This is a genomic window from Acinetobacter sp. YH12138 (assembly GCF_015218525.1).
Classification (GTDB): domain Bacteria; phylum Pseudomonadota; class Gammaproteobacteria; order Pseudomonadales; family Moraxellaceae; genus Acinetobacter; species Acinetobacter amyesii.
In genome coordinates this window covers 1-19,003 of record NZ_CP048670.1, presented here as the reverse complement: position 1 = coordinate 19,003, position 19,003 = coordinate 1, and the positions used below count along the sequence as shown (strand labels likewise).

The 19,003-nt window shown below is 40.1% G+C and carries 15 protein-coding genes; 5 read left to right on the top strand and 10 right to left on the bottom strand.

Going from position 1 to position 19,003, the window contains the following annotated elements:
* Nucleotides 1-86: 86 nt before the first annotated feature.
* Complete coding sequence (locus tag G0029_RS00075; RefSeq protein ID WP_227591845.1) at nt 87-314, bottom strand: hypothetical protein; 228 nt, start codon at nt 312-314, stop codon at nt 87-89.
* A gap of 936 nt (nt 315-1,250) precedes the next feature.
* Between G0029_RS00075 and grpE the strand changes: the two genes are divergently transcribed.
* From grpE to G0029_RS00055, 4 genes are all read left to right on the top strand, one after another.
* Nucleotides 1,251-1,790, top strand: a complete 540-nt coding sequence (gene grpE / locus G0029_RS00070) for a nucleotide exchange factor GrpE (protein ID WP_111885723.1) — start codon at nt 1,251-1,253, stop codon at nt 1,788-1,790.
* Between the two features lie 154 nt (nt 1,791-1,944).
* Nucleotides 1,945-3,885: a molecular chaperone DnaK gene (gene dnaK, locus G0029_RS00065; protein ID WP_078194438.1), complete on the top strand. Its 1,941-nt coding sequence runs from the start codon at nt 1,945-1,947 to the stop codon at nt 3,883-3,885.
* Nucleotides 3,886-4,100: 215 nt separating this feature from the next.
* On the top strand, nt 4,101-5,012 hold the full coding sequence (locus tag G0029_RS00060; protein WP_180110244.1) for a matrixin family metalloprotease: 912 nt from the start codon (nt 4,101-4,103) through the stop codon (nt 5,010-5,012).
* Nucleotides 5,013-5,132: 120 nt separating this feature from the next.
* On the top strand, nt 5,133-5,510 hold the full coding sequence (locus G0029_RS00055) for a hypothetical protein (RefSeq protein ID WP_171263823.1): 378 nt from the start codon (nt 5,133-5,135) through the stop codon (nt 5,508-5,510).
* Between the two features lie 68 nt (nt 5,511-5,578).
* Here G0029_RS00055 and erpA read toward each other — a convergent pair whose 3' ends face one another.
* The 4 genes from erpA to G0029_RS00035 all read right to left on the bottom strand — a co-directional run bounded on the left by erpA (nt 5,579) and on the right by G0029_RS00035 (nt 9,529).
* Nucleotides 5,579-5,914, bottom strand: a complete 336-nt coding sequence (erpA, locus tag G0029_RS00050) for an iron-sulfur cluster insertion protein ErpA (protein WP_078194440.1) — start codon at nt 5,912-5,914, stop codon at nt 5,579-5,581.
* A gap of 134 nt (nt 5,915-6,048) precedes the next feature.
* On the bottom strand, nt 6,049-7,056 hold the full coding sequence (locus G0029_RS00045; RefSeq protein ID WP_180110245.1) for a putative solute-binding protein: 1,008 nt from the start codon (nt 7,054-7,056) through the stop codon (nt 6,049-6,051).
* Between the two features lie 201 nt (nt 7,057-7,257).
* Nucleotides 7,258-8,268, bottom strand: coding sequence for a putative solute-binding protein (locus tag G0029_RS00040; protein WP_180005536.1), 1,011 nt, complete (start codon nt 8,266-8,268; stop codon nt 7,258-7,260).
* A gap of 256 nt (nt 8,269-8,524) precedes the next feature.
* Nucleotides 8,525-9,529, bottom strand: coding sequence for a putative solute-binding protein (locus G0029_RS00035; protein WP_180022815.1), 1,005 nt, complete (start codon nt 9,527-9,529; stop codon nt 8,525-8,527).
* Between the two features lie 196 nt (nt 9,530-9,725).
* Between G0029_RS00035 and G0029_RS00030 the strand changes: the two genes are divergently transcribed.
* Nucleotides 9,726-11,663, top strand: coding sequence for an ATP-binding cassette domain-containing protein (locus G0029_RS00030; RefSeq protein ID WP_180056038.1), 1,938 nt, complete (start codon nt 9,726-9,728; stop codon nt 11,661-11,663).
* 531 nt (nt 11,664-12,194) lie between these two features.
* Here the strand turns inward: G0029_RS00030 and G0029_RS00025 are convergent.
* The 5 genes from G0029_RS00025 to dnaA all read right to left on the bottom strand — a co-directional run bounded on the left by G0029_RS00025 (nt 12,195) and on the right by dnaA (nt 19,003).
* The gene (locus G0029_RS00025; RefSeq protein ID WP_180110246.1) at nt 12,195-12,572 is read right to left on the bottom strand and encodes a hypothetical protein; all 378 of its coding nucleotides are present in this window, start codon (nt 12,570-12,572) and stop codon (nt 12,195-12,197) included.
* A 170-nt stretch (nt 12,573-12,742) separates the two neighbouring features.
* Nucleotides 12,743-15,211: a DNA topoisomerase (ATP-hydrolyzing) subunit B gene (gene gyrB / locus G0029_RS00020; protein WP_180110247.1), complete on the bottom strand. Its 2,469-nt coding sequence runs from the start codon at nt 15,209-15,211 to the stop codon at nt 12,743-12,745.
* Nucleotides 15,212-15,254: 43 nt separating this feature from the next.
* On the bottom strand, nt 15,255-16,337 hold the full coding sequence (gene recF, locus G0029_RS00015) for a DNA replication/repair protein RecF (protein WP_180074177.1): 1,083 nt from the start codon (nt 16,335-16,337) through the stop codon (nt 15,255-15,257).
* A gap of 23 nt (nt 16,338-16,360) precedes the next feature.
* Nucleotides 16,361-17,509, bottom strand: a complete 1,149-nt coding sequence (gene dnaN / locus G0029_RS00010) for a DNA polymerase III subunit beta (protein ID WP_168379516.1) — start codon at nt 17,507-17,509, stop codon at nt 16,361-16,363.
* Between the two features lie 108 nt (nt 17,510-17,617).
* Nucleotides 17,618-19,003 (bottom strand): chromosomal replication initiator protein DnaA, encoded by a 1,386-nt coding sequence (dnaA, locus tag G0029_RS00005; RefSeq protein ID WP_168379515.1) that lies wholly within the window; start codon nt 19,001-19,003, stop codon nt 17,618-17,620.

Below are 19,003 nucleotides of genomic sequence, written 5' to 3'. Positions count from 1 at the left end.
AGAAAAGAAAATAGACAGAAGAGGCATCCTATCTTCTGTCTATTCTTGACTGCCTGTTGTTACAGGTCAGAGAGCATTAAACAATCTTATTGCTGAACTGTAGGTTGTGGTGCAGGCGCAGATTGAACTTCAGCACCTTGAGCTGATGGATCTGCTTGAACCACAGCACCTGATTGTTCTGTCGTAACAGATGCTTCAGTTGCAGACGTTACTTGTGCGGTTTCTGGAGATTCTACAGTATCTTGAGACGTACAACCTACCGCAGCTAAACCAAAACCTAAAACTGCGACAGCGAATAAACCAATTTTTTTCATCTTCATTATTTCCTTCATTGAATCATTAAAAGCAAAGCTCAACTTTGCCCGAGTCATAATGGAAAATAATTCTGTGAAGTTCCCACCTTCTGAGTTGTACTTTTTACGAGGCACGGTACAGCTTATGAAACGTTTTATTAATTAGGCAGTTTTCTTTCATTTTGAGGCTTTACATCATTTATTTAACTCAAGTGCTTTGTTTTTTATTAATAAAATAAATATAAATGGTTTTAAATAAAGCGTGATCAGAGCTTTTGAATACAATAAATTCCAACAAAACTTGCAACTCAGTTACTTAAGTGGCTGTTTTTATAAATTTCATGCAAAAAAAAGCCTGCTTATGAGAGAAGCAGGCCATGAAAAACACATTCGAAATAAATTCGGAAACTACAGCGATAGAATCTGAAACAAAGAATACTGTGCTGATCATTTTTTGTGAAATATTTAATAAAACTGATACTAAGAGTTTTTATGTATAAATATTAACCACTATTTTTGAGGCAAAAAAAATGCTGATTCTTGGGAAATCAGCATGGAAAAGTGTTTCTAAAATCTAGAGGTAGTCACCATATCCCTCTCTCCAGTGGATATGGTCACTTCCGATAGATAAATTATTCAAATTTTCAGGCACAAAGAGAAACCGTTAAAATTTATGATGAAAATCTACAAATCCGATCAAAATATGATTATACATTCAAATCAATAATTTATATTTTCATAGAATTTAATTTTGCAGTCGATATTTTGCTGAAAAACCATTTATTTGAATAAAAAACTGCATTTAATCGCTGACTTCGCTTGAATTTTTATCCCCTGCCCCGATTTCTTTTATTAATCATGAATTCAAAACGCATGGCAGTTACGCATCGATGTCGTTTGAACGCACAGCTATAAGGACTGAACATGTTTAAGAACCCATTTAAACGGAGTAAATCAATGGCGACTGAGCAAAACCAAGACGCTCAAGATCTTCAACAAGAGCAAGCAGAACAGCAAACTCAAGCTGAAAACGAGCAAGCTGAAGTTTCAGTTGAAGATTTACAAGCACAAATCACCAATTTAGAAGAAAGCTTAAAACTTGAAAAAGCACGTACTGCAAATGCCGTATATGAAGCGCAAAAAAGTGTAGAACGCATTCAACGCGAATCTGAAAAGCATAAAGACACTGTGCTGGAAAAATTTGCAAAACAATTGCTTGAGTCAGTTGATAACCTTGAACGCGCGATTGCTGCGGCAGGTGATGAAAAATCAGGTTTATCTGAAGGTGTAGAACTTACACTGAAATCATTGCTCAGCACTTTAGAAAAATTTGGTGTGGTTGCTGTGGATACTGCAAATGGTTTCAATGCAGATCTTCACCAAGCTGTGGGCATCGATCCAAATGCCAAATCGAATGAAATCGGAACAGTATTGCAAAAAGGCTATAGTTTAAACGGTCGCCTATTACGCCCTGCTATGGTTATGGTTGGTGCATAAAGACAAATTTTCTGAGACGAATTAAAAATTTTAACCAATATTACTTGAAAATTTTTGATTGGCTCTCATATCGGATAACAAGTAAATCCCTTTTTATTTCCCTTTGAGAAAGGGAAGAGTTTGGGAATAAAAGAATTTTAGAGGAAACATCCAAATGGCGAAAATCATTGGTATTGACTTAGGTACTACAAACTCTTGCGTAGCAGTACTTGAAGGCGACAAAGTAAAAGTAATCGACAACGCTGAAGGCGCTCGTACAACTCCATCTATTATTGCGTATAAAGATGGCGAGATCCTTGTCGGTCAATCTGCTAAACGTCAAGCAGTGACTAACCCTAAAAACACATTATTTGCAATCAAACGTTTGATCGGTCGTAAGTACCAAGACCAAGCTGTGCAAAAAGATATCGGCCTTGTACCTTACAAAATCATCAAAGCTGACAATGGCGATGCTTGGGTTGACGTAAACGACAAGAAACTTGCACCACAACAAATCTCTGCTGAAATCTTGAAAAAGATGAAAAAAACAGCTGAAGACTACCTTGGTGAAACAGTAACTGAAGCGGTAATTACTGTTCCTGCGTACTTTAACGATGCTCAACGTCAAGCAACGAAAGATGCAGGTAAAATTGCTGGTTTAGATGTTAAACGTATCATCAACGAACCAACGGCTGCTGCACTTGCGTTCGGTATGGACAAAAAAGAAGGCGACCGTAAAGTTGCGGTTTACGACTTAGGTGGTGGTACTTTCGACGTATCAATCATTGAAATCGCTGATCTTGATGGCGACCAACAAATCGAAGTATTGTCTACAAACGGTGATACATTCCTTGGTGGTGAAGACTTCGATAATGCATTAATTGAATACTTGGTTGAAGAGTTCAAGAAAGAACAAAGCGTAAACTTGAAACAAGATCCTCTTGCACTTCAACGTTTAAAAGAAGCTGCTGAAAAAGCAAAAATCGAGCTTTCTTCTTCGAATGCAACAGAAATCAACCTTCCATACATCACAGCAGATGCGACTGGTCCTAAACACTTAGTGATCAACGTGACTCGCTCTAAACTTGAAGGTTTAGTTGCTGAATTGGTTGCTCGTACAATTGAACCATGTAAGATTGCACTTAAAGATGCAGGTCTTTCAACCTCTGACATCTCTGACGTAATCTTGGTGGGTGGTCAGTCTCGTATGCCACTTGTACAACAAAAAGTACAAGAGTTCTTCGGCCGTGAGCCACGTAAAGACGTGAACCCAGATGAAGCTGTAGCGATGGGTGCTGCGATTCAAGGTGCAGTACTTTCAGGTGATAAAACTGACGTACTTCTTCTTGACGTAACTCCGCTTACACTTGGTATTGAAACAATGGGTGGCGTGTTAACAGCGATCATTGAGAAAAACACGACGATTCCTGCGAAGAAATCTCAAGTGTTCTCAACTGCTGCAGACAACCAACCAGCTGTAGACATTTCAGTTTACCAAGGTGAACGTAAAATGGCTCAACAAAACAAATTGTTGGGTAACTTCCAATTGGGCGATATTCCACCTGCTCCACGTGGTGTACCACAAATTGAAGTATCATTTGACATCAACGCTGATGGTATCTTGAAAGTATCTGCAAAAGATAAGAGCACAGGTAAAGAGCAATCAATTCAAATTAAAGCTAACTCTGGTTTGAGCGATGCTGAAATTGAAGCGATGATCAAAGATGCTGAAGCGAATGCTGAAGAAGATCGTAAATTTGAAGAATTAGCGAAAGCACGTAACGAAGCTGATGCACTTGTTTCTTCTGCTCAAAAAGCAGTAAAAGATCTTGGCGAACAGGTAACTGCTGATGAGAAATCTGCAATCGATGCTGCTGTAGCTGAGCTCGAAGCAGCAACTAAAGAAAACGATGTAGATGCAATCAAAGCGAAAACTGAAGCACTTCAAAACATCATTATGCCGATCACTCAACGTGCTTATGAAGCTGCACAAGGTCAAGGCGGTGCTGAAGGTTTTGATCCTAACGCTTTCCAAGGCGCTGAAGGTCAAGCTCAAAAAGCAGATGACGGCGTTGTAGATGCTGAGTTCACTGAAGTGAAAGATGACAAAAAATAATTTGTCGCTTTAACTGAGTCTTTCAAAGCTCAAAAAGACCGCGCGAAAGCGCGGTTTTTTTTGTGGATGATTTTATCTGCATCAGGCAATATTCAAATAACACGCAAACGTTCAAACAGCCACATTCTTCTCGACTCACTATCAATCTAAACTTAGATTTGCATAGCGCTAAATTTCAGTTAAATTAATGCAAAATAATCAAGTTTTGCGACGCTATGCGTTTGATTTTAATTATTGTTGTCATCGTTTTGAGTACTTGGTGGATCTATCAAACCAAGCAGCATCCTCAACTGAAATTTAATTCAATTTCAGATCGACTTTTACACCCTCTCGATACCCGACTGCGTTATCGGGTTGCTGATGTCGATCCGCGTTTTGGATTAAGCCAGCAACAAGTCATTCAACTTAGCCAAGAAGCCGCAGAGATATGGCATAAAGGGACACTCAAACCGTTATTTATCTATGACCCAGATGCACAACTGGCGATCCATCTAATTTATGATGACCGCCAAGAACAATACAATGCCTATAAGCAAGTCCAAAAGACCTTAGCCGCAGATAAAGCCCGTAATGATTTATATGCCGAGAACTTAGCAAATTCGAGAAAAGGTCTGGAGATGAATGAGCAACAGCTCCGATCAAAACAAGCCATGATCCGTGCTGAAATAGTACAACTGTCGCAAGAACGTATGGGTTGGAGCCGAATCGAGCATGCGCAAGGCCCCAATATGCAACGCGTTGAAAGAGAACTTGAGCAAGTTAAAGCACAAGCGATGCAATTAGACCAAGAAATAGATCGATTTAATCAGCAAAATGATCAATTTAACCAACAAGTCTTAAGCTATAACCAGCAAATCGATCAATATAATGCAGGCGTGATACAAGCCAGTCAGCGCTTTCCTGCACGAGAGTTTCATAAAGGTGTCTTTATGGGCGATCAGATTCAGATTTATCAATTTGATGCCGAAGATGATTTACGCCTTACCCTTGCCCACGAACTCGGACATGCTCTCGGCTTATCTCACCATAATGACCCTGCTGCATTAATGTACCCAATCTTAGGCGCGCAACAATTAGAAAACTTTAAACTGATGCCAGCAGACCAAGGCTTACTATATTATCGTTAGAACACCCTAAGCAAAAAAAACCATACAATCTATAAGGATATTATAGGATTCACCAACAATAATTAGCATTTCATGTTATTGTTGATTTGCAATAATTCCCTTATATCAATGACATCTTACGTGGAGAGCAATGTGAGTTACTACCATATCTTAATTGAAGTGAATGACCACATCAGCACGATTGAACAAACCCGTGATATTGAGATTTTTGATATTACAGACATTCAACCTTATCTCCATGCGGTACTTTTACCCTTTTTTAATGAGCAATTAATTGAGCTCGAAGACGAAAATCTTGAGTTTAAAGATGTCTTGCATTTACAGGTCAAACAAACCCTATTGCCGATCCGTGACCTCATCGAAGAAGAACAACGCCTGCTTCCGAGTGATACCGATGTCACCATTACGGCATATGAAATTTTTAATAATTATCAATTGACTCAAGACGTGACTACCGTAATTTTAGATCTATTAGAAGCACTAAAATTTGAAGCCTAATATCGATTTTAAACATTAAAAAAGCCCTCTAAATGAGGGCTTTTTTATGGCTCAATTCATCATCACGATTAGATCGAGAATGAAGATCCACATCCACACGTGGTTGTCGCATTCGGGTTTTGAACCACAAATCGAGAACCTTCAAGACCTTCAATATAGTCGACTGTTGAACCAACTAAATATTGATAGCTCAGTGAATCAACCAACATCTTCACATCACCATTGATAAATTCAGCATCATCTTCGTTTTGGCTTTCAGCAAAATTAAATCCATATGAGAAACCTGAACAACCACCACCAGTCACATATACACGTAACATAAGGTCTTGATTACCTTCACTCTCACGCAATTGGCGTACTTTATTGGCAGCATTGTCAGTCAGCACAAGTGCTTGAGCATTCATGATGGATTCCTCTGAGTCATTGGGGTGTCTTTAAAAAGAAAAGACCATATTTCAAGTATAACATACTCAATATATGGTCAGTCTTCACAGTTTAAAGTTAAATCAGAGTATTTTTCTCAAGATTCATTTAAAACTTATTTATAGTTTTCTTCCTGTAATGCGCATTCGAAGTTTTTAGGGTCTTGTTTACAGCGGAATTGCCATAATAGTTTCATCATTCGCTTGTCGTAGATACCACGTTTAGTCAAATCGATACGCGCTTCACGCATCATTTTTTGATAACCAGCTTTGTCTGCTGTTGGAACATCCATCCAATATTTGGCTGGAATTTCTGACTTCATTTTGCCTAATATCGTGAATGCACGAGGTAATTGTGTTTTGACCCAATCACGTGATTTTTGTCCATACCCCGCTGGGAATTTATCTGGGCGAATAATGATATTTCCCGTCACTTGTAAAATTGGATAATTGACGATTGCGCCTTTGCTGCCTAAACCTTTATGTAATTCTAATGGTTTGAACACCGCAGCAGGTGCCCCAATTATATCTACCTGACCATTGTTAAATTTGGCGCCAAAATTGGTTACATCGGCACTGACTGCTTGAGCTCCGACCTGCTGCACCATAATTTTCTGTGCTTCATCGTAGTCAAGCACCGCAATTTTTTTACCTGCTGCTTTAGCGACAGTATTAATACTTCGGTCATTCACTAACAGATAGGCATCACCAACAGGTATCACACCTGCCACTTCATATTTACTATTGACCATGCTCTTAGCAAATGTTGGACTTGCAAGGCCTTGCATAACTTTTACGGCCAATTTCAAATCTGGAATCGCACCAATGGCATCTAAAGAACCGGTAAAATTATTAAATTGACGACCACGCATACCAGTAACACTAATCCCATCACATTTACCGGCTTTAAAATCTTCTGCAATCACCGCTTCATTTTGACCGACGCGGAGCTCAATGTCTGCGCCCCAGTTTTTTGCCGCCAATTGGTAATCTCTCATCAGGGTAAAAACATCACCATTTTTACCCACCAAATCAAATACACACACCACTTGCTTTGCTTGAGCTACGCCATTCACCACCATTAACGCAGCAGCAATACTCAATGCCTTTGTCCATTGTTTCATACTGACTTTCCTTGTTTTTTACTGTTTTTGTTTTAACCATTTTTTGATTTTTGGGTCATGCGGAGTATGATTAAATATACTCACAGCCCTCGATTTCAATTTAGATTACCTGAATATTTTGCTGACTCAATGGCGAAAATGACCTGTGCATTTGCGAAAAAAAGCCCGGATAAATCCAGGCTTTTTTCTTTAAATATCAGTTTATTCGCCGCTAAGTGAACATTCAAAATTGGCTTTATCGACAGAACAACGTGCCTTTTTCAATACTGACATCATGCCCGCATCATAAATGCCACGTTTCGTCATATCCATACGACCTTCACGCAATAATTTTTGATATTTGGTTTTATCTTCTGCACTTAAGTTAAGTTTATATTTCGCAGGAATACCCGCCTCTAAACGGTTAATCATCGCAATACTCTTCGGTAAATGTTTCACAAACCAATCACGAGATTTTTGACCAAAGCCTGCTGGGAACTGATCAGGACGAATAATAAAGTCCGCGGTCACTTGTAAAACTGGGAAGTTAAACATCGCACCATTGGTACCTAAACCCTTATAAATCTCTAATGGTTTGTAGGCATACGCAGGCGCACCCACCATATCGACCTGACCATTATTAAACTTCGCCACAAAGTTAGATACATCTGAAACCACAGCTTGAGCGCCGACACGTTGCACCATGATTTTTTGTGCTTCGTCATAGCCTAATACTGCAAACTTTTTACCTGCTGCTTTTTCAATTGAGTCAATTTTTTTGTCTTTGACAAAGATGAATGCTGAACCCAGTGGAGCAATACCCGCCACTTCGTATTTCTTACCACCTAGGTTGCTGACCATTTTTGCAGCATTACGTTGGTCTAATGCAAAGGTAATCGCACGTTGCGCAATTGCATTGCTCGGTGCGCCACCAAGCGCATCAATCGAACCTGCAAATTTATTGTATTGACGAGCACGCATTGCCGTCATAAATACGCCATCACATTTACCCGCTTTAAAATCATTGTCGGCTACTGCTTCATCTTGACGCGGAATTAAGTTAATTTCAGCACCCCAGCCTTTTGCTGCAAGCGCCCATTCCTGAGCCATTTGGTATGACTCACCTGACTTACCCAGTAAGTCAAATACACAGATATCTACTTTTGCTGCCTGAGCTGAACCAGCAAAGCCAATTGCAGCAAATGTAGCCAATGATAGGAGCGTTTTTTTCATTCTATTTTCCTTTCAAATCTTTTTATGGTTCAGAGGTGTCCTTACACAACGCCGATATTAAGCAAGTTAATTTAAAAAAAATAGAGCATTTACTCCATTTATTTATGTCATTTTGGCACATTCTGTTTTTTTGTGATTAATATCACTTTTTTATTTAAGGCAAAATTATAAATATAATCATCATGTTGTATGCAAAAAAGGCTTTTTGCATTTACAGCCTTTTTATGAAACTTTACAAAGAAATACAGAAAAAAGCTTATTCACCCGCCACTGAACACTCAAAATTGGTTCGCTCAATCGTACAACGTGCTTTTTTCAGTACCGTCATCATGGTGGAGTCGTAGATTCCTTGTTTGGTTAAATCCATCCGTCCTTCACGCAAAATTTTCTGATATTTCAACTGATCATCTTTGCTGAGATTCATCTTATATTTGGCAGGAATTTCAGCTTCCATGCGTTTTACCATGGCAAAACTTTTCGGTAATTGTTTAACGAACCATTGCCGAGAGGGTTCAGCAAAACCATCTGGGAATTTATTGTTACGAATAATCAGGTCTGCCGTGACATTCACCACAGGAAAATTAACCATCGCCCCAGTAGTGCCTAAGCCTTTTGAAATTTCGAGTGGCTTAAAGGCATAAGCCGGCGCAGCCACAATTTCAACTTCGGCCTGATTAAATTTGCGAATAAAATTGGAAATTTCCGACATGACTGGCACAGCGCCGACACGGTCGACCATCTCTTTTTGCGCATAGTCATAATGCAAAATGGCAAATTTTTTACCTTCAGCTTTTTCTAAATTATTGATATTGCGATCACGGACAAAAATATAGGCTGAACCAATTTGCCCAATCCCTGCCACTTCATAACTATCTTTACCTGAATTGGTAATCAGTCGCTTACTGTTCCGCTTATCTAAGACATAGGTAATGGCTTTTTGTGCGATGGTATTGTTCGGTACACCGCCAATGGCATCAATCGAACCAGCAAATTTGTTATACGCACGTGCCCGCATCGAGGTCATATAAAATGCGTCACATTTCCCTTCTTTAAAATCTTTATCGACTTTGGATTCATCTTGATATGAAATCAGTTGAACTTGTGCTCCCCATGCCTTACTGGCTAGAGACCACTCTTCCATTAGCTTATAAGATTCCCCTGCTTTTCCAAGTAAATCGAACACACAGACCTTCTGATTGGCATAGCTTTGTGCAGACATCACACCTGAAAGAAGCGATAAAATTAAAATCCCTTTTCTCATTTCTTATATTCCCAATATGTTTTATTAATCCATTTAAAACAACAACTTGAAATATTTTTTTAATACTAAAGCCCATTCAATATACCTAAATACGTGGAATCTGTCACATTTTTTCAGATGGTTGCGATGCTTTGTTTTTTCTTTTGCAAAGCCATCCATTAGAATAGCCTCACATTCTTCTTGTTTAGTTAGTTCCATGATTCAGTTAGACCAACTTTCCATTCGTCGCGGTGGGCGTGTTTTATTTCAAAAAGCATCTATGCAATTGCATCCAGGCTGGAAAATCGGCTTAACCGGTGTAAATGGTGCAGGTAAATCGACTCTTTTTTCTGCACTTTTAGGTGGAATGGAATCTGATGGTGGTTCATTAACTCGTCCTGCGGTATGGACCGTCGCGCATATGGCGCAAGAAATCAAAGCGCTCGATATGAAAGCGATTGATTTCGTTCTTTCAGGCGATGAAGAATATTGGGATATACAACATAAACTTGAACATCCAGAACAATTAGACAATGAAGCGCTGGCACACTTATATGGCCGATTTGATGAAATCCATGGCTATACAGCTCCATCAAAAGCCTCACAACTGATGGCCGGCCTGGGTTTCTTTGAACATCAGTCCCAGCTCAATGTTTCAAGCTTTTCAGGTGGTTGGCGTATGCGTTTAAACCTTGCGCGTACCCTGATGAGCCGTTCTGACCTATTATTACTCGATGAGCCAACCAACCACTTAGACTTAGATGCGATTTTGTGGTTAGAAGATTGGTTAAAAGCTTACGAAGGCACACTGATCTTGATTTCACATGACCGTGATTTCTTAGATGCGGTGACTGATCATATTTTACACATCGAAAATCAAGAGCTGACGCTTTACACCGGTAACTATTCAACCTTTGAACGCACCCGTTCTGAGCGCTTGGCACAACAACAACAAGCCTATGAAAAACAACTCGAAACTCGTGCGCATCTCCAAAAATTTATTGACCGTTTTAAAGCTAAAGCCACTAAAGCTAAGCAGGCTCAAAGTCGTATTAAACAATTAGAACGCATGCAGGAACTTTCTGCCGCGCATGTCGATACGCCATTTACCTTTAGTTTCCGTGAGCCAACCAAAATGAGCTCACCACTGTTACAAATGGAACATGTCGACATTGGCTATGGTGACAAACTGATTGCCACCAATGTGAATTTACAGATTACCCCAAACAGTCGTATTGGTTTACTGGGAATGAATGGTGCTGGTAAATCAACCTTAATTAAATCCTTGGTTGGTGATCTTCCCTTATTACAAGGGACACGCAAAGCCTCGGAACTGTTGAATATTGGCTATTTTGCACAGCATCAAATGGATGCTCTAGATGGCAATGCCAGCCCAATGTTGCAATTATCTCGAATCGCTGACAAAAAAATCAGTGAAGCGGCATTACGTTCATTCTTAGGTAGCTTTGGTTTTAGTGGCGAACGCATGGATACGCCAAGTGAAGGATTTTCAGGCGGTGAACGAGCACGATTGGCTTTGGCTTTGATTGTTTGGCAGCGCCCCAATGTTTTAATTCTAGATGAACCGACCAACCATTTAGACCTTGATATGCGTCATGCGCTAACTATGGCATTACAAGACTTTGAAGGCGCTGTGGTTTTGGTTTCGCATGAACGTCAATTGATTGCCAGTGTTTGTGACGAATTATTATTGGTACATCATGGGAAATGTCGCGAATTTGATGGTGACCTCGTGGCTTATGCCGATTGGCTGCGTCAAGCACGGATCGACATGATGAAAAATAGTCAACAAGCCCCGACTCCCATCAAATCTCAAGTTGAAACTAAACCGACGATTTCCAAAGTCGATAAAGAAGCGCAACGTAAAGAAGCTGCACGTCAGCGTGAATTGACCCGCCCGATTCGTAAAAACATTGAAAAAAATGAAGCGCAAATCAGCAAAATTCAGCCACGCTTAAACGAAATCGAGGAATTATTAGCAGACAGTGCTTTATATGAAGCCAGTCGTAAAGATGACTTACTCAAACTGATGAATGAGCAAACAGAATTAAAAGCCAAACTTGAATCTGTCGAAGAGCAAATGCTTGAATTAATGATGGAATTAGAAGAAATGGAAAGTAGTTTTGAGGCTTAATTTAAAAAGCAAAACCCTAGATTTGCATTATTAAGAAAACCTAACTTAAGCTCAAAAAATCAATCGCCGTGAAATTTAAATGTTCCACGGCGATTTTTTATTTATACTTCACAATAATAATCACACTATAAATCTAAAAAATATTTAAAAAATCGAATGTTCATATCCAACTGGTTATTGCATCGTTAAGGCATTTCTATTCGGAAAGAATCTAAAAATTCAGCGATAGCTTTTACCCTAACTTTGTAAATGAATTCAAAAAATATACTTCACATCAAACTCATTGCCATAGTTATCCATAAAAGCCATTTTTAAATTCAAATCTTGGTTTTAAATTCATTTTTATTTTTTAAATTCAAAATATCGAACCACCTTTTTTGTGGATAAATATTTTTAAATGATATTATCCACAATTATAAATGACTTTGATGTTGAACACTATTAAATGTGAAAATTCACAAAACTTACCCACATTTATAAGATGGATGCATTTTATCTCCACTGACTACATCAATTTAAACTTTTTATTGTTTAAGATAAGGCAGAAGGATGGACTTTTTTTGCCTTTAAAAAACGTAATTCTTGTATTTTCCAGGTCTGATCAAAATGCCAGATTTCCTGTATTTGCTGCTGTGTTTCGGCTAAACCAATTAAAATTTTGCACTCAGTTTGGTCACGATTAAACTCATATTCTTCAAATTCTACGTCTGGTTTTTGTGGTTTCCAAACCCCATTCTTCACTGCATGTGCAATACGTTCATAGCGGACATAATTACTTTCGACACGCCCGTCTTGCTCATAAACCACCTTAAAGTGCTCATCTTCGTATTTGGCAAGAACGGTATAATTTCCGGTAAAAAATGCATTTACCCAAATGTCACGAATGTGTTCAAGTTGATTGTCCATCATATATAGACCTCTTATTTTTAGCTGCTAAGTTCAAATAGATTTGAGCTTAGCATCAGAATAAGTCAATTTTATAAAACACAAATTGGCGATTTAATATTCGATTTTATTTAAGATAACACAAAAAAAAGCACTCCGAAGAGTGCTTTTTTGAATGATTCTGTAATCAGAATTTAGGCATCAATATCCGCATTTAACGCATTTTCTTCAATGAAAGCACGACGTGGTTCCACATCATCACCCATCAAGCAAGAGAACATACGATCAGCTTCAATCGCGTCCTGTACCGTTACTTGCAGCATGTTACGGTTCTCAGGATCCATCGTGGTTTCCCAAAGCTGCTCAGCATTCATCTCACCCAAACCTTTATAGCGCTGAATCATCATGCCACGGCGTGAGTCTTGTAAGATGTTTTGCCAAACCTGATGGAAGCTGCTCACTGGAATTTTGCGCTCGCCTTTTTGTAGGTAAGCACCTTCTTCCAATAAGGTGAACCAACTCTTCGAATTTTTGAGTAAACGCGCATATTCACCTGAACCTAATAGACCTGAATCTAACAAGTATTGGTGTGGTAAGTTATGAACATAGATGGTAATACGCGGGAAATAGGTCGCTGACTTATTGCCTTCGGTATCCTCATTCTCAAACGTTTCTAAACTTAATTCAGGACGTAAGCTAGGCTGAGTTTTCTCAATATTGGCACGTAGCTGCTCACCCCAAGTCTGTACATAGTCTTGGTTACTTGCTTGATCTAACTTAAAGCCGTCCACTGCCAATAAACCATCCAACACACTTGCAGGATAACGTACAGTCAGACGATGCAAGCTCTTTTGAGAGGTTTGATAATCCGCAATCACACCCGCTAAAGCCTCACCACGAATGGCTGGCGCTTCTGCACTGATGTGTAATTCAAGCTCATCAATTGCATTTGAAATCAGGTAAGTCTCAAGTGCATCATTATCTTTGATGTACTGTTCTTGCTTGCCTTTTTTCAGCTTATACAACGGTGGCTGTGCAATATAAATATATCCACGTTCCACAAGTTCTGGCATTTGACGGAAGAAGAAAGTCAACAGTAGCGTACGAATGTGCGAACCATCGACATCGGCATCGGTCATGATGATGATTTTGTGATAACGCAGTTTGTCTGGGTTATATTCCTCACGGCCAATACCACAGCCTAAAGCGGTAATCAATGTTCCCACTTCTTGTGAAGAAATCATCTTGTCAAAACGTGCACGTTCCACGTTGAGGATTTTACCTTTCAGCGGCAAAATCGCTTGCATCTTACGGTTACGGCCCTGTTTTGCAGAACCGCCCGCAGAGTCACCTTCGACTAAGTAAAGTTCAGACAATGCAGGATCTTTTTCCTGACAATCGGCCAATTTACCTGGCAGGCCTGCAATATCAAGCGCACTCTTACGACGAGTCATTTCACGTGCTTTACGCGCTGCATCACGCGCACGTGCTGCATCAATAATTTTGCCTGCAATCGATTTAGCAGCTTGTGGATTCTCTAAAAGATATTCAGAGAACGATTTATTCATGGCTTGTTCAACCGCAGTTTTCACTTCGCTCGACACCAATTTTTCTTTGGTTTGCGAAGAGAATTTTGGATCAGGCACTTTCACCGAAACAATTGCAGTTAAGCCTTCACGCGCATCATCACCAGAAACCGCCACTTTCTCTTTTTTGAGTAAGTTTTCGCTTTCCATGTAGCTGTTTAAGCCACGGGTTAATGCAGCACGGAAACCCGCTAAATGCGTACCGCCATCTTTTTGTGGAATGTTATTGGTAAAGCAACGAACATTTTCCTGATAAGAATCGTTCCACTGCAATGCAACTTCTACACCAATGCCATTATCGGCTTGAGTAGTGAAGTGGAAGATATCATTCAGATGGGTTTTGCCTTGGTTAATATATTTTACAAACTCAGACAAACCACCTTCATAGTCATAAACGTGTTCTAAATTGATACGTTCGTCACGTAGTACAATTCGCACACCTGCATTCAGGAAAGATAATTCACGTAAACGACGCGCCAAAATATCGACATTAAAAATCGTTTGACTGAAGGTTTCAGAACTTGGCCAAAAACGGACTGTTGTACCTGAAGTTTCAGTCACACCAGTTTCACGTAATTTATAGACAGGATCGCCATGGCGATATTCCTGCTCATAGCTCTTACCCGCACGACGAATATTTAATAGGAGCTTTTCTGATAAAGCGTTTACAACTGAAACGCCAACACCGTGAAGACCACCTGAAACCTTATAACTGTTATCGTCAAATTTACCGCCCGCATGCAGAATCGTTAAAATCACTTCTGCTGCAGAAACACCTTCTTCTGGGTGAATGTCGGTAGGAATACCACGGCCGTTATCCGATACGCTTACAGATTCATCTTCATGGATGGTGACTTGAATTTCGTCACAATGACCTGCCAACGCTTCATCAATTGAGTTATCGACAACTTCAAACACCATGTGGTGTAGGCCAGTACCATCGTCAGTATCACCAATATACATGCCCGGACGCTTACGTACAGCGTCTAGACCACGTAATACTTTGATGCTAGAGGAATCATAAGCTTTTTCTATGGTTTGTTCTGTTTGAGAAGCAGCTTGATCTTCTGAACTCATGGTTTCTCCCTAGTGAAAAATAGGTCTATCCAAAGGTGGTATTTCATTGCACAACAGCCTGCACCGTACCATTTTCAACTTTGAATAATTGATAAGAAATAGATAAATCATGTAAGTGTTTTTGCACTGAATCATGGTCTAAAGTGGTAATAAAAACTTGACTACCAAGATGGCTTAAACGCTCAATTAAACGCTGTTGTGCGGTTAAATCTAATTCTGCTGTCAGATCATCTAATAATACCACAGTTTCCTTATTACAAGCATGTAGCATTGCAATCTGTGACAGTTTTAACGCCATGATCAATAACTTTTTTTGCCCACGAGAGAGCACAACATCTGCATCACCCATAGCAGTTTTTAACCTTAAATCTGCACGGTGCGGACCATACTCAGTAAAGCCACGCTCGCAGTCTTTAAAATGCTGATTGGTCAGATCATTCAGCAGTCCTGTTTCAGCATGAAAGCCTGCACTATATTCCAATGTCACTGTTAAATCAGGCAATAATGCTTCAAGATCTTGTTGAAAATATCGAGTCCACTGTTCCACCACATTGCTGCGTAGACTATGTAATATCTCACCATAGTCACTGAGCATTTTGTTCCACGGTTCTAAGTCAGACAGACTCAAATGACGTCGTGATTTCAGCAAACTATTCCGCTGTTTTAATGCCCGTGCATAATATTGCCATGCATGGTAAAACTCCGGTTCCACGTGGAACATCAACCAATCTAAAAGTTGACGTCGTGGCTTCGCACCATGATCAATAATATCGGTACTTTGTGGATCGATGAGTTGTAGCGGTAAAATCTTAGCCAACTGCCCTTGTGTCCCCACTAGGTCGCCATTGACTTTAATCACTTGCTCGCCCGACTGCATTTTTTGCATACCAATGCGGTCTGTTGCAGACTGCGCAAAGACGACAGCGTCAGGGCTATTATTTTGAATATAGTTTTTCGGAATATGGGTTCGAAAAGAACGTCCAGTTGCCAGCAAATGTACTGCTTCTAATACAGAAGTTTTACCTGAACCATTTTGCCCATAAAAGACATTAAACGGCTGCAACCCAGAGAGTGCAACCGTCTTTAAATTTCGAACACGTTCTACATGTAAACGCGTGATATGCATAATAATTGAGACGTCAGTCCGAATTAAACACGCATTGGCATCACAACATAGGTTTGATCTTGTTGCTGTGGATCTTGTACCAATACAGACTGGTTGGCTTCTGTCATGGTCATTGCAACATCATCACCATCCAATACATTCAGAACTTCCAATAAGTACTGTGCATTGAATGACATTTCCATCGGTGCATCAGCATATTGAATCGCGAGATCTTCGATAGCTTCATCCTGCTCAGGGTTATTGGCACGAAGTTGTAAAGTGTCCGCATCAAACTTCAAGAATACGCCGCGCAATTTTTCATTACTTAAAATCGCCACACGTTGTAGTGATTGTTTAAATACATCATGTGCAATGCGCACATTTTTATCACCACCACGTGGAATCACACGGCGGTAGTCAGGGAATTTACCATCGATCAATTTTGTGGTGAAACGTACGGTAATATCACCCTGCTCTTTATCACGGCTGGCAATGGTAATCGTTACATTTAATAATTCACGACCAATCAACAACGATAATTGCTCGTCTTCAACACTCAATAGACGCTGCAATTCACCTACAGCTTTACGTGGAACAATCGCTTGCATTGCTTGTGTCGCATTCGAGCTTGCCGCTGTTTCACACATCGCCAAACGGTGACCATCGGTCGTTACTGCACGCAATTGATTTTCATCAATTTCAAGCAAAGTACCTGTCAAATAGAAACGCACATCTTGAACCGCCATGGCAAAAGATGTTTTCTCAAATAAACGCTTTAACTCACGCTGAGTCACACCGACTTGAGTGCCTTGAGTATTTTCAGTGGTTAATAATGGATAGTCTTCTGCAGGCAAAGTACCCAATACAAAACGACTGTTTCCAGATTTTAAAATACAACGTTGATCTTCAGTAATTTGCAAATCAATCAATGCCGCTGACGGTAATGATTTACAGATATCCATCAATTTACGTGCAGGAACAGTCGTCACACCTGCTTGTAAACATGCACCTTCAGTAAGTGATGTGCTTGCAACCAGTTCCACTTCAAGATCCGACCCCGTAATGGTCAAAGCTTGCTCTGTTACCTGTACTTTTACATTGGATAAAATATTTAAGGTATGGCGACGTTCAACCGCTCCTACGACATGTGATAGAACATTCAGTAAGCTTTCTTTCGCGATTTTTAAACGCACGATACATTCCTCTAAAAACTGAAGACAGACAAAATAAATTAATTTTTTAGCAGTGTACTATGCGGCAGAATATACCGCATTGCAAGAACAGAATTTGAACGAAAAGACTTAACTTTGCAGCAGACGTTGCAAGTTTTTATAGTCCTCATTGAAGATTGGATCTTCTTCACGCAGGCTTTGTACTTTTTCACAGGCATGCATCACAGTACTGTGGTCACGATTACCAAAAGCCATACCAATTTCAGGAAAACTATCCCCTGTCAGCTCACGTGCTAGCCCCATAGCCAACTGACGTGGACGTGCATAAATGCGTGTACGTTTTGGACCAATCAATTCTTTCAGTGGAATACGGAAATATTCACTCACCACACGCTGAATATTTTCCGTGCTGATGGTGCGCGCACGAATTGCCAACACATCTTTTAACGATTCACGCACCACATCTAGATCGATTGGGGTGCCTTTAAAACGAGAAATGGCTACGACTTTATTCAGCGCACCTTCTAGTTCACGGACATTGGCAACCACTTGTTGAGCAATAAACAACGCACAATTCCGTGGAAGTTCCACCCCATTGCTTTCCGCTTTTTTCAGTAAAATTTCAATACGGGTTTCAATATCAGGCGGTTCAACACCCACCGATAAGCCCCACGAAAAACGTGAAACCAAACGTGGATCAAGTTCAGTCAGTTCTTTTGGATAACGATCTGAGGTTAAAATGATTTGCTTAGATTCATCTAATAACGCGTTGAAGGTATAGAAAAACTCAACCAAGCTGGCCTCTTTACCCGCCAACAAATGAATATCATCCACCAATAACAAATCTAACGAACGACAGTTTTTCTTAAATTCTTCGACCTTACCTTGCTGTAACGAGCTCACAAAGTCTTGTACAAAACTTTCAGCCGTCATGTACATCACACGTGCATTCGGCTTCGCTTGCAATAATGCATTACCTACGGCTTGCATTAAATGGGTTTTACCTAAACCAGTCGGTCCATATAAAAATAACGGGTTATGTTGCGAAGCACCGGGCTGCGTCAAGACTTTACGACAGGTTTCTGCCGCCATCTGATTGGAACGACCTTCAACAAACAAGGAAAAGGTAAATAATGGGTTAAGCTGACGCTTACGGTTATTTTTTGAAGACGTCTCTTCTTTTTCTTTTTTAGGACGTGTTGGTGCCGACACTTGTGGCGTTGACTCTAATGCTGCGGTGGTTGTTGCAGGTTGCTCAGCTGCAGATAAAATTGCACCAGGCCGTGAATCGACCAAAATCTCGACTTTACGTACCCGACCTTCAGACAACTGTTCCGCTAAAATTGAAATCAGTTCTAAATGGTGCTCTTGAATATAGCGTGTCCAATACGGATTCGGTGCATAGAGTTTTAGACTATCACCTGCATCTTCTGCCACCAGTGGGCGTATCCACATTGTATAGACATTTCCTGAAAGCTCTTGTCGCAAGCGAGTTAAGCAGTCTGTCCAAAGCAT